The 23,440-nt window shown below is 71.2% G+C and carries 24 protein-coding genes and 1 tRNA gene; 16 read left to right on the top strand and 9 right to left on the bottom strand.

The window, feature by feature from the left end:
• Positions 1-12: 12 nt before the first annotated feature.
• The 13 genes from pyrG to der all read left to right on the top strand — a co-directional run bounded on the left by pyrG (position 13) and on the right by der (position 13,003).
• Positions 13-1,731 carry a CTP synthase gene (gene pyrG, locus AC3ENQ_RS09725; protein ID WP_431804072.1) on the top strand — a complete coding sequence of 573 codons (1,719 nt, stop codon included), beginning with the start codon at positions 13-15 and terminating at the stop codon, positions 1,729-1,731.
• Positions 1,724-2,290 carry an NUDIX domain-containing protein gene (locus AC3ENQ_RS09720; RefSeq protein ID WP_431804070.1) on the top strand — a complete coding sequence of 189 codons (567 nt, stop codon included), beginning with the start codon at positions 1,724-1,726 and terminating at the stop codon, positions 2,288-2,290. Before pyrG ends, AC3ENQ_RS09720 begins: the two co-directional genes overlap by 8 nt.
• Before the next feature lie 38 nt (positions 2,291-2,328).
• Positions 2,329-3,252, top strand: a complete 924-nt coding sequence (gene xerD, locus AC3ENQ_RS09715; protein WP_431804068.1) for a site-specific tyrosine recombinase XerD — start codon at positions 2,329-2,331, stop codon at positions 3,250-3,252.
• A 155-nt stretch (positions 3,253-3,407) separates the two neighbouring features.
• Positions 3,408-4,013, top strand: coding sequence for a vitamin K epoxide reductase family protein (locus tag AC3ENQ_RS09710; RefSeq protein ID WP_431804066.1), 606 nt, complete (start codon positions 3,408-3,410; stop codon positions 4,011-4,013).
• A gap of 108 nt (positions 4,014-4,121) precedes the next feature.
• Entirely contained in the window at positions 4,122-5,342 is a 1,221-nt protein-coding gene (locus AC3ENQ_RS09705) for an aminotransferase class V-fold PLP-dependent enzyme (RefSeq protein ID WP_431804065.1), read from the top strand.
• 2 nt (positions 5,343-5,344) lie between these two features.
• The gene (locus AC3ENQ_RS09700; RefSeq protein ID WP_431804063.1) at positions 5,345-6,424 is read left to right on the top strand and encodes a DsbA family protein; all 1,080 of its coding nucleotides are present in this window, start codon (positions 5,345-5,347) and stop codon (positions 6,422-6,424) included.
• 67 nt (positions 6,425-6,491) lie between these two features.
• Positions 6,492-7,376, top strand: a complete 885-nt coding sequence (locus AC3ENQ_RS09695) for a ParA family protein (protein WP_431804296.1) — start codon at positions 6,492-6,494, stop codon at positions 7,374-7,376.
• Positions 7,360-8,232 (top strand): segregation and condensation protein A, encoded by an 873-nt coding sequence (locus AC3ENQ_RS09690; protein WP_431804061.1) that lies wholly within the window; start codon positions 7,360-7,362, stop codon positions 8,230-8,232. The genes AC3ENQ_RS09695 and AC3ENQ_RS09690 overlap by 17 nt, the downstream gene beginning before the upstream one ends.
• Positions 8,222-8,794: an SMC-Scp complex subunit ScpB gene (gene scpB / locus AC3ENQ_RS09685; protein ID WP_431804059.1), complete on the top strand. Its 573-nt coding sequence runs from the start codon at positions 8,222-8,224 to the stop codon at positions 8,792-8,794. Before AC3ENQ_RS09690 ends, scpB begins: the two co-directional genes overlap by 11 nt.
• Positions 8,791-9,591 carry a pseudouridine synthase gene (locus AC3ENQ_RS09680; RefSeq protein WP_431804057.1) on the top strand — a complete coding sequence of 267 codons (801 nt, stop codon included), beginning with the start codon at positions 8,791-8,793 and terminating at the stop codon, positions 9,589-9,591. The genes scpB and AC3ENQ_RS09680 overlap by 4 nt, the downstream gene beginning before the upstream one ends.
• Before the next feature lie 34 nt (positions 9,592-9,625).
• A complete protein-coding gene (locus AC3ENQ_RS09675) occupies positions 9,626-10,768 on the top strand; it encodes a prephenate dehydrogenase (RefSeq protein WP_431804055.1) in 1,143 nt (380 codons plus the stop codon).
• Complete coding sequence (cmk, locus tag AC3ENQ_RS09670; RefSeq protein WP_431804053.1) at positions 10,765-11,490, top strand: (d)CMP kinase; 726 nt, start codon at positions 10,765-10,767, stop codon at positions 11,488-11,490. Before AC3ENQ_RS09675 ends, cmk begins: the two co-directional genes overlap by 4 nt.
• The gene (der, locus tag AC3ENQ_RS09665) at positions 11,480-13,003 is read left to right on the top strand and encodes a ribosome biogenesis GTPase Der (RefSeq protein WP_431804051.1); all 1,524 of its coding nucleotides are present in this window, start codon (positions 11,480-11,482) and stop codon (positions 13,001-13,003) included. Before cmk ends, der begins: the two co-directional genes overlap by 11 nt.
• On the opposite strand, the gene AC3ENQ_RS09660 is transcribed toward der, so the two are convergent.
• The 4 genes from AC3ENQ_RS09660 to AC3ENQ_RS09645 all read right to left on the bottom strand — a co-directional run bounded on the left by AC3ENQ_RS09660 (position 12,966) and on the right by AC3ENQ_RS09645 (position 17,580).
• The gene (locus AC3ENQ_RS09660) at positions 12,966-14,294 is read right to left on the bottom strand and encodes a glycosyltransferase (protein ID WP_431804049.1); all 1,329 of its coding nucleotides are present in this window, start codon (positions 14,292-14,294) and stop codon (positions 12,966-12,968) included. The genes der and AC3ENQ_RS09660 overlap by 38 nt on opposite strands.
• Entirely contained in the window at positions 14,291-14,947 is a 657-nt protein-coding gene (locus tag AC3ENQ_RS09655) for a TetR/AcrR family transcriptional regulator (protein ID WP_431804048.1), read from the bottom strand. The genes AC3ENQ_RS09660 and AC3ENQ_RS09655 overlap by 4 nt, the downstream gene beginning before the upstream one ends.
• Positions 14,948-15,010: 63 nt before the next feature.
• Complete coding sequence (locus tag AC3ENQ_RS09650; protein ID WP_431804046.1) at positions 15,011-15,751, bottom strand: anaerobic ribonucleoside-triphosphate reductase activating protein; 741 nt, start codon at positions 15,749-15,751, stop codon at positions 15,011-15,013.
• Positions 15,721-17,580, bottom strand: coding sequence for a ribonucleoside triphosphate reductase (locus tag AC3ENQ_RS09645; RefSeq protein ID WP_431804044.1), 1,860 nt, complete (start codon positions 17,578-17,580; stop codon positions 15,721-15,723). The genes AC3ENQ_RS09650 and AC3ENQ_RS09645 overlap by 31 nt, the downstream gene beginning before the upstream one ends.
• 146 nt (positions 17,581-17,726) lie before the next feature.
• Here AC3ENQ_RS09645 and AC3ENQ_RS09640 point away from each other — a divergent pair, with 146 nt between their 5' ends.
• On the top strand, positions 17,727-18,623 hold the full coding sequence (locus AC3ENQ_RS09640; RefSeq protein ID WP_431804042.1) for an NUDIX domain-containing protein: 897 nt from the start codon (positions 17,727-17,729) through the stop codon (positions 18,621-18,623).
• Positions 18,624-18,710: 87 nt separating this feature from the next.
• Here the strand turns inward: AC3ENQ_RS09640 and AC3ENQ_RS09635 are convergent, their stop codons facing one another.
• The 3 genes from AC3ENQ_RS09635 to AC3ENQ_RS09625 are packed head-to-tail and all read right to left on the bottom strand — an operon-like array spanning position 18,711 to position 20,421.
• Entirely contained in the window at positions 18,711-19,082 is a 372-nt protein-coding gene (locus tag AC3ENQ_RS09635) for an RNA-binding S4 domain-containing protein (protein WP_431804040.1), read from the bottom strand.
• Positions 19,079-19,810 carry a lysoplasmalogenase gene (locus AC3ENQ_RS09630; RefSeq protein ID WP_431804038.1) on the bottom strand — a complete coding sequence of 244 codons (732 nt, stop codon included), beginning with the start codon at positions 19,808-19,810 and terminating at the stop codon, positions 19,079-19,081. Before AC3ENQ_RS09630 ends, AC3ENQ_RS09635 begins: the two co-directional genes overlap by 4 nt.
• Positions 19,811-19,842: 32 nt before the next feature.
• The gene (locus AC3ENQ_RS09625) at positions 19,843-20,421 is read right to left on the bottom strand and encodes a GNAT family N-acetyltransferase (RefSeq protein WP_431804036.1); all 579 of its coding nucleotides are present in this window, start codon (positions 20,419-20,421) and stop codon (positions 19,843-19,845) included.
• A gap of 205 nt (positions 20,422-20,626) precedes the next feature.
• Here AC3ENQ_RS09625 and AC3ENQ_RS09620 point away from each other — a divergent pair.
• A tRNA-Pro gene (locus AC3ENQ_RS09620) sits at positions 20,627-20,700 on the top strand.
• Between the two features lie 197 nt (positions 20,701-20,897).
• On the opposite strand, the gene AC3ENQ_RS09615 is transcribed toward AC3ENQ_RS09620, so the two are convergent.
• Positions 20,898-21,182, bottom strand: coding sequence for a tyrosine-type recombinase/integrase (locus AC3ENQ_RS09615; RefSeq protein ID WP_431804034.1), 285 nt, complete (start codon positions 21,180-21,182; stop codon positions 20,898-20,900).
• A gap of 207 nt (positions 21,183-21,389) precedes the next feature.
• Between AC3ENQ_RS09615 and AC3ENQ_RS09610 the strand changes: the two genes are divergently transcribed.
• Complete coding sequence (locus AC3ENQ_RS09610) at positions 21,390-22,946, top strand: ABC1 kinase family protein (protein ID WP_431804032.1); 1,557 nt, start codon at positions 21,390-21,392, stop codon at positions 22,944-22,946.
• 17 nt (positions 22,947-22,963) lie between these two features.
• Here the strand turns inward: AC3ENQ_RS09610 and nrdI are convergent, their stop codons facing one another.
• Complete coding sequence (gene nrdI / locus AC3ENQ_RS09605; RefSeq protein ID WP_431804030.1) at positions 22,964-23,389, bottom strand: class Ib ribonucleoside-diphosphate reductase assembly flavoprotein NrdI; 426 nt, start codon at positions 23,387-23,389, stop codon at positions 22,964-22,966.
• Between the last annotated feature and the right edge of the window lie 51 nt (positions 23,390-23,440).

Genomic DNA, 23,440 nt, shown 5'->3' with positions numbered 1-23,440 from the left:
GGATGAAAGCCCGTGACGGACACTCATTCAGACGCGGCCCACACGGCGGACACCACCACTGACGGCACCACCAAGCACATCTTCGTGACGGGCGGTGTCGTCTCCTCGTTGGGCAAGGGCCTGACCGCCGCATCGCTCGGCAATCTGCTCACCGCGCGGGGCCTGCGCGTCGTGATGCAGAAGCTCGATCCGTATCTCAACGTCGACCCCGGGACGATGAATCCGTTCCAGCACGGCGAGGTGTTCGTCACCGACGACGGCGCCGAGACCGACCTCGACATCGGTCACTACGAGCGCTTCCTCGACATCGAGCTGAGCCAGGCAGCGAACGTCACGACGGGGCAGATCTACTCGCAGGTGATCGCGAAGGAGCGGCGCGGCGAATACCTCGGCGACACCGTGCAAGTCATCCCGCACATCACCGACGAGATCAAGCGGCGCATGCGCCTGCAGGCCTCCGAGACGCCTCAGCCCGACGTCATCATCACGGAGATCGGCGGCACCGTCGGCGACATCGAGTCGCAGCCGTTCATCGAGTCGGCGCGGCAGATCCGTCACGAGCTCGGCCGGAAGAACGTCTTCTTCGTGCACGTCTCCCTCGTCCCCTACATGGGCGCGTCCGGCGAGCAGAAGACCAAGCCCACCCAGCACTCCGTCGCCGCCCTCCGCTCGATCGGCATTCAGCCCGACGCCCTCGTGCTCCGCAGCGACCGGCCCGTCACCGACGCGAACCGCCGCAAGATCGCGCTCATGTGCGACGTGGATGAGGATGCCGTCGTCAACGCCGTCGACGTGCCGTCGATCTACGACATCCCCACGATGCTCAACGAGCAGCACCTCGACGCGTACATCGTCGACGCGCTCGGCCTGTCGCAGAAGGCGGCGGACGTCGACTGGACTCGGTGGAGCGCGGTGCTGAACGCCGTCCACAACCCCAAGCACGAGGTCACGATCGGTCTCGTCGGCAAGTACATCGACCTGCCTGACGCGTACCTCTCGGTCACCGAGGCGCTCAAGGCCGGCGGCTTCGCGCAGGAGACGAAGGTGCAGATCCAGTGGATCGCCTCCGACCTCTGCGAGACCCCGGAAGGCGCGGAGAAGGCCCTCGGCGCGCTCGACGGCATCGTCGTGCCGGGCGGATTCGGCATCCGCGGCATCGAGGGCAAGCTCGGCGCGCTCCGCTTCGCGCGCGAGCAGGGCATCCCCACCCTCGGCATCTGCCTGGGCCTGCAGTGCATGGTCATCGAGTACGCGCGGCACGTCGCCGGCATCGAAGACGCCTCCTCGAGCGAGTTCGACCCCGACACCGCGCACCCGGTCATCGCAACCATGGCCGAGCAGGTCGACATCATCGCCGGCGGCGACCTGGGCGGCACGATGCGTCTCGGCCTCTACGAAGCCGACCTCGCCGAGGGGTCTCTCGCGGCCGAGGTGTACGGCGCGACGCGCGCAAGTGAGCGCCACCGCCACCGCTACGAGGTCAACAACCGCTACCGCGACCAGATCGCGGAGGCCGGCCTCGTCTTCTCGGGCCTTTCGCCCGATCGGAACCTCGTCGAGTACGTCGAGCTCCCGCGCGACGTGCACCCGTACTACATCGCGACGCAGGCCCACCCGGAGCTGCGCTCCCGGCCCACCGAGGCGAACCCGCTGTTCCGCGGCCTCATCGCCGCGTCGCTCGACCGGCACCGCGCGAGCGAGCTGTTCAAGGACGAGGTCGACGGTGAGTGACCTCGCCGACGAGCAGGCGGAGGTCGAGATCGTCGCGAGTGAGACGGTATACGCGGGCCGGGTCTGGGACGTCGTCAGCGACACGTTCCGCTACGGCGACGACGAGATCGTCCGCCAGTACGTCGACCACCCGGGGGCGGCCGCGGTCGTCGCGATCGACGACGACGAGCGTGTCCTCCTGATCCAGCAGTACCGGCATCCCATCCGCACGCGCGACTGGGAGGTGCCTGCGGGGCTCCTCGACGTCCCGGGCGAGCCGCCGATCGAGGCGGCCCGCCGCGAACTCGCCGAAGAGGCGGACCTCGCCGCCAAGGCGATCGAGCCGCTCCTCACGATCTTCACGACGCCCGGCGGCAGCGACGAAGTCATCCACCTCTTCCTCGCGCGCGGCCTCACCGCGCTGCCGGCCGCGTTCGAGCGGGAGGCGGAGGAAGCCGACATCCGCCTGGAGTGGGTGCCGCTCACCGAGGCGGTCGACGCCGTGCTGGCGGGGCGGATGCGCAACGGCATCCTCGTCTCCGGCATCCTCGCGGCGGCGGAGCGCCTGCGGCGCGGCTGACCCGCACCTGACCCATCGGCGCCCTGCCACCCTCGATCATGGACCTCGACCGCGCGATCGATGCCTACCTGCGGCACATCACGATCGAACGCGGCCTGTCGGAGCACACCGTCGCCGCCTACCGGCGCGACCTCGCGGCGTACCGCGCGTGGCTCGCGGCGCAGGGCGTCGACGACACGGACGCCGTCACACCCGCGCTCGTCTCGGCCTTCGCGGCGGAACGGGCCTCGGCGGTGCCGCCCCCGGCGGCGACCTCGCTCGCGCGGCTGCAGTCGTCGGTGCGGGGACTCCACCGCTTCCTAGTGCGCGAAGGGCGGTCGGATGCCGACCCGAGCGAGCGCCTGCGCCCGCCCAAGGCCCCGCAGCGACTTCCGAAGGCGCTGTCGATCGATCAGGTCGAGGCGCTGCTGGATGCCGCCGGCCCCGCCCCGGGAGACGCCGTCGACACCGACATCCTGCGCCTGCGCGACCGGGCCCTTCTCGAACTGCTCTACGCGACCGGCGCGCGCGTGTCGGAGATCATGCAGCTCGACGTCGACGACCTCGCGCACGGCGACGTGCTGCGCGTCCGCGGCAAGGGCGCGAAGGAGCGGATCGTCCCGGTCGGCTCGTACGCCCGTGCTGCGGTCGACGCGTACCTGGCCCGCGCCCGCCCGGAGCTCTCGCGGCGGGGGAGGGCGACGCCGCGCCTGTTCCTCGGCGCGCGCGGGGCTCCGCTCTCGCGGCAGAGCGCGTGGCTCGTCCTGCAGGATGCCGCCGAGCGCGCGGGCCTCGCCGCGCACGTGTCGCCGCACACGCTCCGGCACTCGTTCGCGACTCACCTGCTGCAGGGCGGCGCCGACGTCCGCGTCGTGCAGGAGCTCCTCGGCCACGCCTCGGTCGCGACGACGCAGATCTACACGCACGTCACCGTCGACGCCCTCCGCGACGTGTACCTCACCTCTCACCCCCGCGCCCGCTGAGCGCCCTCACCCGGCCGCGAAACCGCGCAGATGCACGCTTCCCGGCATCCTTTCGTGACAATTGCGCGGTCTCGCGGGCTGGTGAGGAGCGCGGGGCGGGGTTTTGACGGCGCGGGGATGCCGGTAGCGCCCGCGCCCGCGGCAGGATGAGCGTCATGAGCACAGACGTCGCCGCGTACCGCCCGGCGCGGGGAATGGCGATCTGGTGGATCGTCGCGGGACTCGCCGGATGGACGGTGTCGTTCCTCCTCTACCACGAGTACATCGGGCAGCTCTCGGGCGGCGACGCGCTCATCTCCTGCAACATCAGCCCCGTCGTCACGTGCGGCCCGAACCTCCTGTCTCCCGGCGGAAACCTCCTCGGCTTCAGCAACTCGATCATCGGGATGGTCCTCTTCACCGGGCCCGTGTTCGCCGGTGCCGCCGCGCTCGCCGGCCCGGAGGGCCTGCGCGCCTGGTTCTGGCGGACCTACGCCGTGTTCGTGACGGGGGCGTTCCTGCTCGTCCACTTCTTCGCCTACCGGAGCGTGTTCGAGTACTCATCGCTCTGCCCGTGGTGCATGATCATCTGGCTCGTGACGATCCCGCTCTTCTTCACGGTGCTCGGCTGGACGCTCCGTGCGGGCGTGTGGGGTGACGCGCCGCCGGCGCAGGCCGTCGGGGAGAAGATCCTCTCCTGGCTCCCGCTCATCGTCCTCGTCGACTACCTCGCCATCGCGCTCGCCGCCCAGCTCCGACTCGACGTCATCGGGAGCCTCTGACAGGAGCTGCGGTGTCGTCCGCGCGCATCGCGCGGGCACGCCGCGCCCGCCGCGTTATTCACGGCGGGCGCCCCCGCGCTCCGCTTCGGCGAGGAGGACGCTGGGGGCATGGGCCTCCTCCGCGCGCGAGCGCGCACCAGCCCGGAGGCGCCGTCGCAGGCCGATGACCGTTCCCGCGACTTCCCGGCTCTGGGCCCCGACGACGTCTACCTCGACGCCGCGTGCCAGTCGCTGCGCCCCGACGCGGTGCGCCGTGCGATGCGCGCCTACGACACCGAATACCCGGCCTGCGGGGGACGGGCCGCGTACGCGTGGGCGACCCGCGTCGAACGCGAGGTCGACGAGGTGCGTCGCCGCGCGCTCGACCGCTTCGGCCTCTCCCCGCGCCGATTCTCCTGCGCGTTCACGCTGAACACGACGTATGCGCTCAACCTGCTGCAGCAGCAGCTTCCGGTGGGGCGTTATGCGCGTGTCGTCACGACGCACACGGAGCACAACGCCGTCTTCCTCTCGACGATCACCGCCGCGCGGCGGCTCGGCGTCCCGCGCCTCGTCATCGAGCGAAGCCCCGACGGCCGCCTCGATCTGAGCGGCGTCGACCTCACGGACGCCGTCGTCGTGATCTCCGCGATGGACAACGTCACCGGCACCCCGACGCAGGGCCTTTCCGATCTCGTCGCCGCCGCGCACGCGCGGGGCGGGATCGTGCTCGTCGACGCCGCCCAGGCCGCCCCGCACGACACGGCGGCGCTGCGCGGCCTCGGCGCCGACGCGCTGTGCTTCTCGGCGCACAAGATGTCGGGGCCCGCCCTCGGTGTCGCGCTGGTTGCCCACGACCTGCTGCAGAGCCTCGACATCTCCTTCCTCGGAGGCGGTCAGGTCGCGACGGTGCGCGGCGACGCGCCCGAGCTCCTCCCCGATCTCCACACGCGGCTCGAACCGGGGCTGCAGGCATGGGGCGAGATCATCGGTTTCGGGGCCGCGCTCGACTGGCTGGGCGCGCAGGGCGCCGCGCTCCCCGAGCGGGAGCGGACGCTCGGTGCCCGGCTCTACGACGGACTCTCCCAGGTGCCGCACCTGCGGATGTTCAGCCCCGCGGCATCCACCGTCGTCTCCGCCATCCCCGAGCGCGTCGACGCCCACCGCCTCGCCGTCTTCCTCTCGCACGCCGGCGTCGCGGCGCGCAGCGGCCACTTCTGCGCGCACCACTGGCTGTCCGAGCGCGAGGGCCTGCCGCCGCTCATCCGCTTCAGCGTCGGTCCGCATTCGAGCGAGCACGACATCGACCGGGCGCTCGAGATCGTCGGGCGCATGCTGAGGGGGCTGTAGCCGTGGTCTGCGTCGTCGCCTTCGTCGTGGTGCTCGTCGCGTCGGCCGTGTCGGCGAAATACCGGCGCTACCTCGGCACGGCGTGGGGATGCTTCTCCCGCCGCGTCACCTTCCGCCCGTGCGACACCACGTTCCGCGACGACGTGAAGAGCACGATGCTCGCCCCGCTCGCCGTCCGCGCGCCCGCACTCGTCCGCCCCGCGAGCGTCGCGATCGAGGTCGTCGCGTGGTTCATGGTGCTCTCGCTCGTCGTGAGCCTGTATCTCGTGGGGCGCAGCGGCCTGAACCTGTTCGTCTACGGCACTTGCGACAAGCAGGACGCGCAGGCCTGCTCGCTCGCCGCGCAGGCGTGCGCGATCGGCGACGATCAGCCGGGATTCTGGGCCTCGATCGGTTCGGGCGATGTCATCGGCGCGTTCGGGCGGGAGTTCGCCTCGGTCGCCGACACCGTCGCGACCGTCCCCAGCCGGCTGAAGACGTGGGATGCCGCCGACTACGCCGCCCCTGACGCCACCTACATCGGCGGGTACGTGGCGGGTCGCCCCGTCGCCGTCGAGGTGCTCGACCCCGGGTGCCGCTATTGCGCGGAGCTGTTCCGCAACATGCAGGCATCCGGTTTCGACGACACCCACAACGTGACCTACCTCGCCTACCCGATCCACGCGGCCTTCGGCGACAAGTTCGCCAACTCGCAGCTGATCGCCGCGTACCTGGCCGCGGTGCGGGCGTTCGAGGCGGACCGTGGGGGATCGGCCGGGGAGACGGGCGACACCCGCATCCTCGCGGAGCTGTTCACGACCGAGCGCCCCGACGGGCAGCCGACACAGGAGTGGATGAACGCCGCGACCGCCGACGAGGCGCGGGCGCAGCTCGAGCGGTGGCTCACGGATGCCGGGTACACGCCCGACGAGGTGGCGCAGATCACCCGCACCTCGGCCTCTCCCGAGGTCGCGGCGGAGCTCGAGCGCACGCGCCGGGTCGTCGAGGACGACATCCGCACCGTCGCGATCCCGTCGCTCATCGCCGGAGGACGGCTGCACGCGGGCCTCGTGGACGTCGACACCCTGCGCGCCATGGACTGACCGCACGGCGCCTGTGCGAGAATCGATCCACGAGTCCCGGGAGGGATACGAGGAAGCAGGAGTGTCGGTGGCGGAGAAGGTGCGGACGGCGACGAAGTCCGAAGCAGGAGACGTCCCCCTGGGACCGACCGGACGCCCGTATCACGGCTTCCCGACGCCCGCTCCGCTCGAATCGCACGGCCCGGCGCGCATCATCGCCCTCTGCAACCAGAAGGGCGGCGTCGGCAAGACGACGACGACGATCAGCCTCGCCGCCTCGCTCGCCCAGTACGGGCGGAAGGTCCTCGCCGTCGACTTCGACCCGCAGGGCGCCCTGTCGGCGGGCCTCGGCATCGCGACGCACGACGTCCCGACGATCTACGACCTGCTGCTGGACACCAAGCGCGACCCGCACGAGGTGATCGTCCACACCTCGGTCGACGGGCTCGACGTCATCCCCGCGAACATCGACCTGTCCGCCGCCGAGGTGCACCTGGTCAACGAGGTCGCCCGTGAGACGATCCTCTCGCGCGTCCTCCGGAAGGTCGCCGGCGAGTACGACGTCATCCTCATCGACTGCCAGCCGTCCCTGGGCCTTCTCACCGTCAACGCGCTCACCGCGAGCCACGGGGTGCTGATCCCGCTCGAGTGCGAGTTCTTCGCCCTCCGCGGTGTGGCGCTCCTCATCGAGACGATCGACAAGGTGCGCGACCGCCTGAACCCGGCGATCGAGCTCGACGGCGTCCTCGCCACGATGTACGACCCGCGCACCCTGCACTCCCGCGAGGTGCTGGAGCGTGTCGTCGAGGCGTTCGGCGACGACGTGCTCGAGACCGTCATCGGGCGCACGGTGAAGTTCCCGGATGCCTCGGTCTCGGGCGTCCCCATCACGACGTTCGCGCCGGAGCACGCCGCCGCGCAGGCCTACCTCCGCCTCGCGCGGGAGCTGGTCGACCGTGGCGCCGTCGCCTGAGGACGACGCTCAGCCCGCCGCGTCGCCGGAGGACGGCGCTCAGCCCGACGCGTCGCCCGACGCCGCCGCGTCCGAGCCCGGCTTCCGCGTCTCCCTCGCGGGCTTCGACGGCCCGTTCGACCTGCTGCTCACCCTGCTCGGCAAGCACGAGCTCGACATCACCGAGATCTCGCTCAGCAAGGTCACCGACGAGTTCATCTCGTACCTCAAGGGCCTCGACGCCGAGGAGGAGCTCGAGCAGGCATCCGAATTCCTCGTGGTCGCCGCGACCCTGCTCGACATGAAGGTCGCGGGTCTTTTGCCGCAGGGGGAGCTCGTGGACGCCGAGTCCGTCGCTCTCCTCGAGGCGCGCGACCTGCTGTTCGCGCGCCTGCTGCAGTACCGCGCGTTCAAGGAGGTCTCGGCCTGGTTCGAGCGCTCCCTGCGGCGCGAGGACCGCCGGCACGTGCGGGCCGTCCGTCTCGACGAGAAGTACCGCCGTGCCGTGCCGGAGCTCGTCTGGACGCTCTCGGCCGACGACTTCGCCGCGATCGCGCTCCTCGCCTTCACCCCGAAGGAGATCCCGCACGTCGGGCTCGACCACCTGCACGCGCCGCTCGTGTCGATCCGCGAACAGGCCGCCGTCGTCGTGACGCTCCTGCGCGAGGCCGGGACCCGGAGCTTCCGCGAACTGGTCGCGGGGGTCACGCAGCCGGGCATCGTCGTCGCGCGCTTCCTCGCGGTGCTCGAGCTCTACCGCCACGCCGCCCTCTCCTTCGAGCAGCTCGAACCGCTCGGAGAGCTCACCCTGCGCTGGACCGCGGAACGCTGGTCCGACGAGAACCTCGCCACTCTGGGAGCCGACTATGACCGATGACCCCGCCTCCGACATCGCCCGACGCCTCGAGGCGATCCTCCTGATCGTCGACGAGCCGCAGAGCCTCGTCGCGCTCGCCGCCGCCGTCGGCTCGCCGGTGCCCGCCGTGCGCCAGGCCGTCGAGGGCCTCGTCGCCGACTACGACGGCGAGACGGGCGGCCCGCGCCGCGGTTTCGAGCTGCGCGAGGTCGGGGGAGGCTGGCGTCTCTACGTCCGCGAGGAGCACGACGATCTCGTCTCGGAGTTCGTGAACGCGCAGGCCCCGAGCCGGCTGTCGCAGGCGGCGCTGGAGACCCTCGCCGTCATCGCCTACAAGCAGCCCGTCACGCGCAGCCAGGTCGCCGCGATCCGCGCCGTCAACGTCGACTCCGTCGTCCGCACGCTCCTCGCCCGCGGACTCGTCACGGAGCTCTTCTCCGACCCCGAGACCGGGGCGATCAACTACGGCACGACCGACGCCCTACTGGTCAACCTCGGCATCAACAGCCTCGACGAGCTGCCGCACATCTCGCCGCTGCTGGACGACGGCGCGGACGGCTTCGACAGCGAGGTGATCCGATGAGCGCGGCAGAGGGCACCGAGAGCACCGAGGGCGTCCGCCTGCAGAAGGCGCTCGCGAACGCGGGAGTCGCCTCGCGACGCGTGTCGGAGCAGTACATCGTCGAGGGGCGCGTGCGGGTCAACGGGCAGGTCGTGACCGAACTCGGGACGCGCATCGATCCGGCATCCGACCTCATCGACGTCGACGGCACCGCCGTCCAGCTCGATCAGACCAAGCGCTACGTCATGCTCAACAAGCCGACCGGCGTCGTCTCGTCGATGAAGGACGAGCACGGCCGCCCCGACCTCCGCCGCTTCACGAAGGAGTGGCCCGAGCGGCTGTACAACGTGGGTCGGCTCGATGCCGAGACGAGCGGGCTGCTCGTCCTCACCAACGACGGCGACCTCGCGCACGTCCTCGCCCACCCCTCCTTCGGGGTCACCAAGGTGTACATCGCGAAGGTCGAGGGGCGCGTGTCGCCGCAGACGATCGCCCGCCTCACGAAGGGGGTCGAGCTCGAGGACGGACCGATCGCCGCCGACAAGGCGCGGCTGCTGGATGCCTCGGGGGGCACGAGCCTGGTCGAGCTGACCCTCCACTCCGGCCGCAACCGCATCGTCCGGCGCATGATGGCGGAGGTCGGCCACCCGGTCGTCGAGCTCGTGCGGCGCCAGTTCGGGCCGCTGCACCTGGGCACGCTCCCAGCGGGCCGGGCGCGCGAGTTGACTACAGTGGAACGCGGCGCTCTGCTCACCGTGGCGCGCCAGGCGGCCGATGAGCCGCGCAGCGATTCTGCAGACTCTGCCGCATCAGACTGACTCCGACTGACATCCCACCTCCGAGGCGGATACCGTGACCGATTCGACCGTCGCCGACGCGCGCCCGGGAAGCAACCCCGGGAAGCACCCGGTCGCGCGCACCTCGGGGACCGTCCGCATCGTCGGTGCGGGCCTGCTCGGGTCGAGCATCGGGCACGCGCTGCGCGCCCTCGGTGTCGACGTCGTGCTGGCGGATGCCTCGCCCGCGCAGCTGCGGCTCGCGATCGACTACGGTGCCGGGCGCGCCGCCGCCGCGGGCGATGATCCGCGCCTGATCGTCGTGGCGACCCCGCCCGATGTCATCGCCGACGTCGTCGAGCGAGAGCTCCGCGACCACCCGGGTGCCGTCGTCACGGACGTCGCGAGCGTCAAGCTCGAGCCGCTGCACGAGCTCCAGTCGCGCGGCGTCGACCTCACGCACTACATCGGCTCGCACCCGCTCGCGGGCCGTGAGCGCGGGGGAGCGATCGCGGCGCGCGCCGACATCTTCGTGGGGCGCCCGTGGGTCGTGTGCCGCGACGGCGAGACCCCGGCATCCGATCTCGCGCTCGTCGAAGGACTCGCCCTCGACCTCGGGGCGACGCCGATCGAGATGACGCCCGGCGAGCACGACCGCGCCGTCGCGCTCATCTCGCACGTGCCGCAGCTGGTCGCCTCGCTCCTGGCCGCGCGCTTCGTCGACGCGCCCGACGACTCGCTCCGCCTCGCGGGGCAGGGGGTCCGCGACACGACGCGCATCGCGGCGTCGGCGCCCGAGCTGTGGGTCCAGATCCTCGGGGCGAATGCCGCACCCGTCGTCGACGTGCTCGACGCGCTCGCGGGCGACCTGCGCGGCGTCGCCGATGCGCTTCGCGCTCCCGACGCCCCCGGCTCGCGCCGGTCGGTCGCCGACACCATCCGGCGCGGGAACGACGGCGTGCAGCGGCTGCCCGGCAAGCACGGCGTCAAACGCCGCTTCGAGACGATCGTCGTCATGGTCGACGACACCCCCGGCCAGCTCGGGCGCCTGTTCGGCGACCTCGGCGAGCTCGAGGTGAACGTCGAGGACCTGCGCCTCGAGCACTCGCCCGGCGCGCAGTTCGGCCTCGCCGAGATCAGTGTCACCCCGACGGTCCTCCGCCGCGCCGTCGACGGCCTCGAGGCCCGCGGCTGGAAGATTGCGAGCGTCCCCTCATGAGCACCGACCCGTCGATCCTGTCCGCCCAGCCGCCCGTCACCGTCGCGATTGACGGGCCCGCAGGCTCCGGCAAGTCGAGCGTGTCGAAGCAGGCCGCGCGGCGCGTCGGCTACGGATACCTCGACACCGGCGCCGCCTACCGCGCGCTCGCCTGGCACGTGCTCGACCGCGGTGCCGACACGGCCGACGAGACGGCGGTGCTGGATGCCGCGGAGGAGTTCCCCTACGCGATCTCGCTCGACCCAGACGATTACTGGGTGCGCGTCGGCGACGTCGACGTGACAGGCGCGATCCGTGAGCCCCGCGTCACCGCCGCCGTCAGCGCCGTCGCGCGCATCGGTGCGGTGCGCGAGCGCGTGAACGATCTCTTCCGGGCGCTCGTCGCCGCGTCGGGTCGCCCCGGCGTCGTCGTCGAGGGTCGTGACATCACGACCGTCGTGGCCCCCGATGCGCCCGTGCGGATCCTCCTCACCGCGGCGCCCGAGGTGCGCGCCGCGCGGCGCAGCGCCGAACTCGTCACGCACGACGCGGCATCCGTCGCCGCCGCCCTGCACCGCCGCGACGCCGCCGACAGCCAGGTCGTCGACTTCCTCACCGCCGCCCCCGGCGTGACGGTCGTCGACTCGACCGATCTCGACTTCGCGCAGACCGTGGATGCCGTCCTCGACGTCATCTCCGCGGCGCGCGCCACCCCGACACCGGAGGACACCGATGGCCGCTGACGAAGAGTACGAGGGCGGCCCCGACCACCTCGAAGAGAAGCTCGCGAACCTCGACGAGGAGCTCGCCGAACAGCGCGCGGTAGCCCTGCGCGCCTCGCTCGCCGATTACGACCTCGACGAGGACGACGCCGAGCTCCTCGCCGGCTTCACCGCCGGCGGCGAGGTCGTCGAAGTGCTGCCCGCGCTCCCGGTCGTCGCGATCGTCGGGCGCCCGAACGTCGGCAAGTCGGCGCTCGTGAACCGCATCCTCGGCCGCCGCGAGGCGGTCGTCGAGGACACACCCGGCGTCACCCGCGACCGCGTCTCGTACAAGGCCGAGTGGATGGACCGCCGCTTCACGCTCGTCGACACCGGCGGGTGGGAGCCCGACGCCCGCGGCATCGACCGGTCGGTCGCCGCCCAGGCCGAAGTCGCGATCGACCTGTCCGACGTCGTGCTGTTCGTCGTCGACGCGATGGTCGGCGCCACCGCGACCGACGAGGCCGTCGTGCGGCTGCTGCGCACGACCAAGAAGCCCGTCTTCCTCGTCGCGAACAAGATCGACGACGCCCGGCAGGAGCCCGAGGCCGCGGCCCTGTGGAATTTGGGGCTCGGCGAGCCGCACCCCGTCTCCGCGATCCACGGTCGCGGCGTCGCCGACCTGCTCGACGAGGTCATGAAGGTCCTCCCCGACGTCTCCGCGGTCGCCAAGAGCGAACTCGGAGGGCCGCGCCGCGTCGCGATCCTCGGGCGCCCGAACGTCGGCAAGTCGTCGCTGCTCAACAAGGCGGCCGGCGAAGAGCGCGTCGTCGTCAACGAGCTCGCCGGCACCACCCGCGACCCGGTCGACGAGATCGTCGAGCTCGGCGGCAAGCTCTGGAGGTTCGTCGACACCGCCGGCATCCGCCGCCGCGTGCACCTGCAGCAGGGCGCCGACTTCTACGCGTCCCTGCGCACCTCAGCCGCGCTCGAGAAGGCCGAGGTCGCGGTGGTCGTGCTCGACGTGTCGCAGTCGATCAGCGTGCAGGACCTCAACATCATCGACCTCGTCCTCGAGTCGGGTCGTGCCCTCGTGCTGGCGTTCAACAAGTGGGACCGTCTGAACGACGACGACATGGAGAACGCCGATCGTCGCCGCTACCTCGAGCGGGAGATCGAGCAGGACCTCGCGCACGTCGCGTGGGCGCCGCGCGTCAACATCTCGGCGCGCACGGGGCGTCACCTCGACAAGCTCGTACCCGCGCTCGAGACGGCACTCGAGTCGTGGGATCAGCGCATTCCGACCGGCAAGTTCAACGCGTTCCTCTCCGAGCTCGTCGCCGAGCACCCGCACCCGCTGCGGGGCGGCAAGCAGCCGCGCATCCTGTTCGGCACGCAGGCCTCGACCCGCCCGCCGACATTCGTCCTGTTCACGACCGGCTTCCTCGACCCGGGCTACCGCCGCTTCATCCAGCGACGCCTGCGCGAGATCTTCGGCTTCGAGGGCACGCCCATCGTCACGAACATGCGGGTGCGGGAGCGTCGCCAGCGCTGACGGGCGGCGCGGTGAGCAGGGCGTCGAGCTCGCGTCGGATCGACGCGAGCGCATCGTAGCGGGCGATCGTCGCGCGCATCCGCTGGGCATTCGCGCGGTAGCTGTCGTCCTCGAGCACGCGCAGCACGGCGCCTCGCACCTGCGCCGCCGAGGGGCGACCCGTCCGCAGGTCTATGCCTACCCCGAAGTGCGCCACCCGCGCCGCGACCTCCGGCTTGTCTTCGGCGTCGCCCGCGACGACGAGCGGGACCCCCGCCGACAGCGCCGCCCACGTGCCGCCCGAGCCCCCGTTGGTGACCATGACGCGCGTCAGGGGAAGGAGGTCGGCGTACGGCAGGAACTCCGCAACACGCGCGTTGCGCGGCACCGGGCCGAGCGCGTCGACCGGGCGGCGTCCGGTGCTCGCGACCACGTGCACGTCGAGGTCGGCGAGGCCGTCGAGCGTCGGGCGCAGCACGGTCGTGACGTCCCGGTTGTCGAGCGTGCCCTGGGTCACATGGACGACGGGTTTGCCGTCATGCAGCTCCGACCACCACGCGGGCACGTCGCCCTCGCCGATCGAGGCCTGCGCCGGGAGCGGGCCGACGAACCGCACGTTCGGCGACAGGTCGCGCCGGTCGTATTCGAACTCGCGCGGGCCGAGCTGAAGGTACAGATCGGGGTCGCGGGAGAAGTCCACGACGAAGCCCCGGGGCGCGTGCGCACCGGCCTCTTCGAGGAGCCGGCCGGCGAGCTTCTGGGCGTGCGCGAAGAACACGCGGCGCGCGGCCAGGTTCAGGGCGCGGTTGCGGAGGCGGCCCAGCCGTCCCGGCAGCACCCGGATGCGCGAGTTGGCGGGCGGCACGTCGACGCTCAGCTGGGCGAGCGGGCTCACCCCGAAAGCCACGACGGGCGGTCGATCGGCCGCGGGGCGCTGCAGGAGGGGCAGGGCGCCGGCGAAGAAGCTGTCGATGAGGACGGCGTCAATCTGCTCGTCGTCGAGGATCGCGCTCATCGCCCGCCACTGATCGGGGATCGGGCGGAGGAAGGTCGACTCGACCTGATACTGCGACAGCGCGATGCCGCGGTACCGCCCTTGATCGGGCACGAACGTGGCCGGGTCGCGCTCGTTGAAGTCCGCCACCTCGCCGAGCGCGTGGAACTCGAGGCCCGCGTCTTCGGCGGCACGCCGGAAACGCGAGCCGGAGAGGACGATGATCCGGTCGCCGCGGCGGGCGAGGTCGACGCCGATCTTGAGCATCGGATTGACGTGGCCGTACAGCGGCGAGGCGCACAGGAGGAAGGTGCTCACGAGGGTCGGTCTCCGTTCCGGCGGACGATGAGGCGGTCGAGGGCGTCGCGCAGCCAGTCCGCGTAGCGGGCGCGTGACCAGCCGAAGGTGTCGACGAAGTGCTCGAAGGTCTCGTGCGCGACGAGCACCGACAGGGTCGCGATCGCGTCCTCCATCTGCGCGGGCGCGATCAGCCCCCGCGAGACGAGCCACGGCCCCGCCTCCGCGACGTCGGCGGTGCGCCGGGCCTGCGCGCGCGCGAGGAGCGCGGCGATCTCCGGCTCCGCATCGGCTGCGGCGCGGGCCGTGCGCCACAGCGGGTCGGAGCGTTCGATCGACGCGGTGACGAGGTCGACGTAGAGATCCAGAGCCTGTGCCGTGGGCAGCGCGAACACGGCGGCGTACCGATCGTTCTGGCTGAGCGGGCCGTCGTCGTCGCCACCGGTGAAGGCGCGGGTCATGGCGGCGGCGAGCAGCTCGGCTTTCGACCCGGCGAGGTACACCGACTCCACCGAGACGCCCGCGCGGCGGGCGATCGCCTTCATCGTCGTGGGGGCGTAGCCGCCGGCGAAGAGTTCACCGGCGGCTGCGAGGATCCGCGCGCGCGTCTGCGCGGCTCGTTCGGTGCGCCGCGGGTAGGTGCGCGCGGATCGCTCGCTCGGTGATCCCCCCACACAAGGACTGTATAACTACAGTCGGACTGTAAGCAATACCCGTCGACGAATTGGCGGAGGTCCTCACCGCACGACGAGGCTCGCGAACCGATCGACGGGCAGGTCGTCGAGAGCGAGCGGGGCGGATGCCTCGGCATCCACCCCCACTCTCGGCAGCGGCGAGCGCACACCCGTGTCGCGGAACCGCTGCACGGCCCAGTGCTCGACGCCCGCGTCGGCGAGGAGGCAGCCGAGCTCGCGCAGGCCGGCGTCGTCGATCGCCGCGGGATGCACGGTGGTGCGGACCTCGACGTCGAGCGGGCGATCGGTGCCCTCTCGGAGGATCTGATCGGCGCGCACCAGTTCGAGCGAGCGCCACGCATTATCCGCGCTGTGCGGGCGACCGGTGACGAGGTCGTAGCCGCCCGGCAGCGCCTTGATGTCGAGGCCCACCCAGTCGACGTGCGGCAGGACCCGCGCGAGCAGCCCCGGGTAGGCGCCGCCCGTGTGCAACCCGATCTTGAACCCGAGCGAGCGGACGAGATCCATCGCGGGCACGACGGCTCGCTGCAGCGTCGGCTCGCCGCCCGAGAAGACGACCCCGTCGAGCAGACCCATCCGCTCGCACAGGAGGTCGACGACGTCGCCCCAGGAGAGGTCGCCCTCTGCGCGCGGGTCGATGAGGGCCGGGTTGTGGCAGTAGAAGCAGTTCCACGGGCACCCCTGCAGGAAGACCGTCGCCGCGAGCATGTCGGGCCAGTCGACCGTCGAGAACGCGGTGACGCCCGCGACGTTCAGCTCGCTGGCTGCGGCTGTGCGGACCATGAGTCCTCCTGCGACGACAGGGCCTGCGTGGACAGGGTGGGGGCGACGAAGTACGTCCTCTCCGAAGCTTCGCCCTTCTTGCCGATGTTGAACCCCGACACGGGCCGGAAGTAACCCATCACGCGCGTCCAGACCTCGCAGACCGCGGCGCACGTCGGGCAGGTCTCGTGGTGGCCGGAGACGTAGCCGTGCTGCGGGCAGATCGAGAACGTCGGCGTGATCGTCAGGTAGGGCAGGCGGAACCGCTCGAGCGAGCGGCGCACGAGGTCGCGGCACGCGCGGGCCGACTCCATCGCCTCGCCGAGGTACAGGTGCAGCACCGTCCCGCCCGTGTACTGCTGCTGCAGCGGCTCCTGCAGGGCCATCGCGAGGAACGGGTCGGAGGTGAAGCCGACCGGCAGCTGCGACGAGTTGGTGTAGTACGGGTTCTCGGTGGTGCCCGCGTGCAGGATGCCGTCGAAGCGCGCGATGTCCTCCTTCGCGAACCGGTAGGTCGTGCCCTCGGCCGGCGTCGCTTCGAGGTTGTACATGCGGCCTGTCTCGGCCTGGAACCGGGTGATCCGGGTGCGCACGCGGTCGAGCAGACGCATCGCGGCGGCGGCGCCCGTCTCGTCGGTGATGTCGTGGGCGTCGCGGGTGAGGTTCCGGACGTACTCGTTGACGCCGTTGACGCCGATCGTCGAGAAGTGATTGTCGAGGGTGCCGAGGTACCGCTTCGTGTACGGGAAGAGCCCGCCCTCGAGGTGGCGGGAGATCACCGCGCGCTTGGCCTCGAGGCTGTCGCGGGCGATGTCGAGCAGGTCGTCGAGGCGCGCGAGCGCGGCATCCTCATCGCCGGAGTGCAGGAACCCGAGGCGCGCGCAGTTGATCGTGACGACGCCGATCGAGCCGGTCTGCTCGGCCGAGCCGAACAGCCCGTTTCCGCGCTTGAGAAGCTCGGTGAGGTCGAGCTGCAGGCGGCAGCACATCGAGCGGATCATGTGCGGGTCGAGGTCGGAGTTGACGAAGTTCTGGAAGTAGGGGAGCCCGTACCGGGCGGTCATCGCGAAGAGGGCCTCGACGTTCTCACCGTCCCAGTCGAAGTCCTTCGTGATGTTGTAGGTCGGGATCGGGAAGGTGAACGCGCGGCCGTCGGCGTCGCCCGCCGTCATCACGTCGATGAAGGCGCGATTGATGAGCGCCATCTCGGGGGCGAGGTCGCCGTAGGTGAAATCCTGCACCTCGTAGCCGATGAGGGGGCGCTGATCGGCGAGGTCGTCGGGGCAGACCCAGTCGAAGGTGAGGTTCGTGAACGGCGTCTGCGTGCCCCACCGGCTCGGGACGTTGAGGTTGAAGACGAACTCCTGCATCGCCTGGTGCACCTCGTCGTAGGTGAGAGCGTCGCGGCGGACGTAGGGGGCGAGGTAGGTGTCGAACGAGGAGAACGCCTGCGCACCGGCCCACTCGTTCTGGAGCGTTCCGAGGAAGTTGACGAGCTGCCCCAGCGCGCTCGCGAAGTGCCGCGGGGGAGCGCTGGCGATGCGCCCCGGGACGCCGTTGAACCCCTGCTCGAGGACCATGCGCAGCGACCAGCCGGCGCAGTACCCCGCGAAGACGTCGAGGTCGTGGATGTGCAGGTCGCCGGCGCGGTGCGCGTCGCCGGCGGCTGTGTCGTAGACCTCGTCGAGCCAGTAGTTGGCGATGAGCTTGCCGGCGGCGTTCAGGACCATGCCGCCCAGCGAGTACCCCTGGTTCGCATTCGCGTTGACGCGCCAGTCGGTGCGGGCGAGGTACTCGTCGATCGTGCTCTGCACGGAGACGGTGCCGGTAACGGTGCGGGGGGATGCCATGGTCGTCCTACTCTCCCTAGGGCTGTCGTTGTGGTCTGACCACCATATGTTGTGGTCTGACCGCAGATCGCGCGCATATGTGGCGTGTCGCACGATCTGTGACGCGCGCTCGCCGTCGTGCCCCGGACCTGTGACAGGCTGAACGAGTGACGATCGAGCCTCCCGCACCCGGAGAGCCGCGCCGGCCGCACGGCCCGCGCGACCCCGGTGACGCGTGGGTGGTCCACGACGACGGCACGCGCTTCTGGGGTGCGTTCGGCGCGGCGGGACTGCTCGCCGTCGATCCGGAGCGCGGCGTGCTGCTGCAGCACCGCGTCGCGTGGAGTCACTTCGGCGACACGTGGGCGCTGCCCGGCGGCGCGCGACACGCGGGCGAGTCGGCGTGCGACGGCGCCCTGCGCGAATCCGCCGAGGAGGCCGGGGTGCCGGCCGATGCCGTGTCGCCGCGGTTCATCAGCGTGTTCGACGCCGACGTCTGGACCTACTCGACGGTCGTCGCCGATGTCGTCACACCGTTCGAGGCGGTGATCAGCGACCCGGAGAGCCGCGAGCTCGCGTGGGTGCCGGCGGACGCCGTCGACACCTACCCCCTGCACCCGGGCTTCGCGGCGTCGTGGCCGCTTCTGCGCTCGCTCCTTCCTGTGCGCCCCGCCGTCGTCGTGGACGCCGCGAACGTCGTCGGGTCGGTTCCCGACGGGTGGTGGCGCGACCGCGCGGGTGCGACCGAGCGTCTGCTCGGAAGGCTCGCGGTCACGGCATCCGAGGGCATGCCCGCGGAGCGGCTGGGGCTTGCCGCCGACGTGTGGTTCCCGGAGTTCTCGGTGGTGGTCGAGGGGCAGGCGAAGGCGGTCGACGACGTGACGGGTCTGCACGTGGTGCGGGCGCCGGGGGAGGGCGACGACGAGATCGTCGCTGAGACGGCGCGCCTCGTGGATGCCGGGCGCACCGTCACGGTCGTGACGAGCGACCGCGGGCTGCGAGAGCGGGTCGAGGCGCTGGGCGCGGTCGTGCACGGACCGTCGTGGCTGCGCGCGACGGCGTGACGCGGCGTGCGACCTCGTCGTCTACGTGATCACCGTCGCGCTGTGTTCCCTGGTGGATTCCGGGGTGTCGCGCGGCGCGAAGCGGCGTCAGTCGTCGTAGGCGTCGCGCCCGCGCAGTCGGTCGATCTCGCGGCGCTCGCGCTTGGTGGGGCGGCCGGCGCCGCGGTCGCGCACGGCGAGTTGGGCGACCGGTTCGCGAGGCGGCGTGCGGTCTTCTGCCGCGAGGGCCGCGAGCGGCGCGCCGACGCGCTTGGTCAGGAGCTGCCGGACGACGAGGATGCGGTCGAACCCGGCGATCCGGACGCGCAGCTCATCGCCGATGCGCACGGGCTGCGCGGCCTTGGCGCGCTCGCCGCCCACGCGGACGTGCCCGGCGCGGCACGCGGTCGTCGCCGCCGACCGGGTCTTGTACACGCGGACCGCCCAGAGCCAGGCATCCACCCGCACGGATGCGCTCACGGCTCGCTCCGGATCAGGCGGACGGCCCCGTAGACGAGGAGCCCCTGCCCGATCGTGTAAGTCAGCATGACCCACCCGTCGCCGAGGGACTCGCCGCCCGGGAAGAAGAGCCGCAGCGCGAGGATCGTGTCGGAGACCAGGAAGAACGCGCCGCCGATCGCCGTGATCGTTGATCCGCGCGTCGCGGCGACGGCGGTGCCCCCGAGAATCAGCCCGTACAGTGCAACCGCGATCGTGAGTGCGCCCAGGTGCGGCCACAGCACGGCGAGCATGACGCCCCACCACACGGCGTATACGAGGGTCCACGGTGCGAGCGGGCGTCTCGGCAGGAGGCGAACGAACAACACGATGTAGGCGAGGTGCGCGAGGCCGAAGCAGAGGAGCATGAACGGAAGCTCGTCGCCCGCGAACGGGAAGAAGAACGCCGCGCCGTCCCCGAGCCACGAGAAGCCGATGGCTGCGAGCAGGACGGATGCCGCAGCGATGCCCGTCCGCGTCGTCCCCGCGCCGCGCATGCTCCCGCGCAGCGCCCAGAGCGTCGCGAGGGCGAGCGCCGGCATGAGCGCGAGCTTGGTCGGGTAGACGAGGTCGGCCGGCCCGACGAGGAGGGTGATGAGGTGCACGGCGGCCACGAGGGCGTAGAGCGCGAATCCCCACCACCGGGTGCGGTCGGGCGCGGCGCGCGTCTCAGTCGTCGTGTGCCCTGCCGACGGGGGGTGTGGTGCCACGATGCTCCCTCTCGAGTCCCTCTCGCCCGAGCTTATGCGAGCGTGAGGGAGACGATCGGCCTCGCCGGTTTCGGGCGCGCCACCTCGGTGAACCCCGCGCCGAGGAAGCTCGACAGGGCGCCGTGGAAGAGCGCGTTCGGACTGGTCGTCTTCACCGACGTGTCGACCGGGTAGCCCTCGATCACGCGCGCACCGTTCGCGCGCGCGTGCGCGACGGCCGCCGCGAGGAGCGCGTCGGCGATCCCTTCACCGCGGTGTTCCTTGCGCACGACGAAGCACGTGATCGCCCAGACGCTCGCATCGTCGATCGGCTCGGGCGATTGCCTGATGTCACGCGTGGCTTCCAGCCGTGGCTGCGCCGGACGCGACGCGACTTTGACCCAGCCGACGGCCTCGTCGCCGACGTAGGCGAGGAGCGCGGAGGGAATCGGCGCTCGCAGGTCGGTGCGTAGCAGCTCGCGCTTCTCTATGGCTGTCGTCGCGTCGAAGTCCTTGTTGCGCAGCATCCACCACTGGCACCAGCACGAAGCGCCGTCACCGCCGCCGGTCAACGCGTGCTCGACGTCGGTGAAGCGTTCATCGGATGCCGGTTCGATGCGGATCTCGGTCATGGCCACAACCTACGCATCCCCTCCGACATCCGCCATGGGGATCGGGCGTCTCGGTTCGCGAGCACTGCGCGGAGCGGCTAAGATGGGGGAGTTGTCCGCGTGCGGGCAACGGACCGGGATGTGGCGCAGCTTGGTAGCGCACTTGACTGGGGGTCAAGGGGTTCACCCCCTCCGGTTAGCCCGAAATAACTGGAAATCGATGCCACGGGATGTGGCGCAGCTTGGTAGCGCACCTGACTGGGGGTCAGGGGGTCGCAGGTTCAAATCCTGTCATCCCGACAGAAAAGCCCTGATGAGAAGACATTCTCATCAGGGCTTTGTCATGTCCGCCGACGGGTTTTTGTGGTTCCCTCGTGGTCCCCCTGCTCGATCGACAGAAGCAGTCGACCGCCCTCCGGAACCCCTTTGGCGGCCCAAGCTGTGGATAAGGGGACCAAAAGGGGACCAGAGCGCTCTGCGAGTTGTGCGGCGCATCGCTACAAGGTCCTCGATGTGCCTCGACGGGACGGCCTGGCGGCCTTGGCTGAGCGGGCGAGGAAGGCGTTGGCCTGTTCGGCGGCGGAGGCGAGGTGCCGGTCGTCGGGGTGGAGGTAGCCGCGGGTGGTCTCGACGGAGGCGTGGCCGAGGATGTCTTGGAGGACGTGCAAGGGGATGCCGGCGTCGGCGAGCCAGGTCGCGCCGGTGTAGCGGAGGCCGTGGCGGGTGAGGTCGGGCAGGCCGATGTCTTTGACGATCTGGTCCCAGTTCGTGGCGTCTCGCACCGGTGACCCCTGCGGCCTAGCATGAGGGCAGGAACGGACGGGGGCACGGATGCCGGATATCGACGCCGCACGGGTCATGATCGAGCACCGGGAACGCATCCGCGAGGTGGCCTCGGTCCTGGCGAAGTACGGTCTGGCGCAGATCGTGGACGCCTCGGGGGATGCCGCCCCCAGCTCAGCTGGGCGCGCAACATCGCGGCGTCGCACGTGTCGCCGGAGATCGCGGCGATGTCGCCGGGGCAGCGCCTCCGCGCCGCCTTCGGTGAGCTCGGCACAGCCTGGATCAAACTCGGACAGACCCTCAGCACCCGCCCCGACGTCGTCGGCCCCGAGATCGCGGCGGAGCTGTCCGGCCTCCAGTCCGACGCGCCGCCCGATGCCTCCGGCGCTGCGCTTGTGACGGTCGAGGCCGAGCTCGGAGCGCCCGTGGCGAAACTCTACGGTTCGTTCCATCGGCCCGCCATGGCCTCCGCGTCGGTCGCTGAGGTCCACAAGGCGACTCTCAAAGACCACACCCGCGTCGTCGTGAAGGTGGTGCACCACAACGCCGCCGCGCAGGTGCGCGCGGACCTCGACGTGATGCGCGTCGTGGCCGTATGGCTCGAGCAGTCCGACGCCGATCTGCAGCGGTACCGGATCGTCGACCTCGTCGACGATTTCGCCGCGATGCTGGCGGATGCCCTCGATCTTCGGACGGAGGCGGCGCACCTGGAGGCGTTCGGCCGGAACTTCTCGGGCGATCCGGCCATCGTGATACCGCACGCGTACGAAGAGCTGTCCGGCCCCTCCGTGCTCACGATGACGAGGGAAGAGGGCCGCAGTCCCGTCGATCGGGCCGCGGTGGAGCGAGCCGGCTGGGACGTCGAGGAGCTCGTGACGACGGTCGCGGACGCCTACCTGGAGATGATCTTCCGCGACGGACTGTTCCACGCCGACCCGCACCCCGGAAATCTGCTGCTCACTCCCGACCATCGCATCGCGATCCTCGATTTCGGAGATGTCGGGCGCGTGCCGGCATCCCGCCGCGCACAGCTGGCGCGGATGGGCGTGGCGCTCGTGGTGCGCGACGACCGCTCGCTCGCGGACGAGATCCTGGCGGTCACGGACCCTCCTCCCGAGACGGACCTCGACGCCGCGCGGCGCGATCTGGCGGACTGGATCGACGGCTCGCTCTACACCGACGTCGACGAGATGGACGTCCCCGCCATCGCCGACGAGTTCGCCGAGATCATGCGACGGCATGCGCTGCGCGTACCCGACGACCTCGCGCTCCTCGCGCGGACCCTGCTGCGGCTCCAGGGCCTCGCGCAGAGCTACGGGGCCCAGCTCGACCTCGTCGGCCTCATCGCGCCCTACGCCCTGCGCCTGGCCCGCGAGCAGCTCGACCCGATGACGCTGGTCTTCTCCACGGCGCGCGCCGTACGACGGTGGACGCAGCTTCTCGGCGACCTTCCCGACGAGACACGGCAGACGCTTCAGGCGCTTGGCGCCGGCAAGATCGCGGTGGAGTTCCGCTTCCACGACGAGGATCGCGTCACCGAGAGTCTCGTCGGCGGGATCGTGGCGGGGTCGTCGATCCTCGCGGCGGCGCAGCTCCTCTCGCGCCGCACGCCCCCGACGATCGCGGGGATCTCGCTCCCCGGCGCGGCGGCGCTGATCGCCTCGGGTGTCATGTGGGTACGGCGGCCGCGGGTCGATCGGCCGCGTACCGGGTCTCCCGTGCAGGTCGCGGTGGAGGCGCTTCGCCGTCGTCGTCGGGCCTAGCCGGGCGGAGGGATGCCTCACCGCGCGAGCGCGGCATCCAGCTGGTCGAGGATGCGGGCACAGGCATCCACGTCTTCCGGGGTGCCGGAGAGCTCGAACTCGAACAGCACCGGGCGACCGGACTTCTCGGAGAGCTCCCGCGCGGCGGCCTGGTAGTACTCACCGAAGTTGCGGTTGCCCGACCCGATGATGCCGACGAGGCTCCGCCGGTTCGCGGGGGAGCGGAGGAACGCCTTCACCGGCGCGGGGAGGGTCACCTCGTCGGCGTTCCCCGCCTTGTACGACGGAGTGAGGAGCACCCAGTGTCCGGCGGGTTCACTGCGGCGCACGTCCGCGTCGGCGAGGTTGCGGACCTCGCGCCCCGTCTGCGCCGCGAGGTGCTCGGCGAAGCGGCCCGTCAGGTTCGACACCGACGAGTAGTAGTAGACGGGAACGGGGCTCACCCCTCCAGTGTGCGCGCCGGAGGGGTGGGGTGCACGCAGGGGGCGCCGTCG

The sequence above is a fragment of the Microbacterium sp. bgisy203 genome, assembly GCF_057706945.1.
Note: the sequence above shows the minus strand (reverse complement) of the source record. Positions and strands in the feature narration are given on the sequence as shown.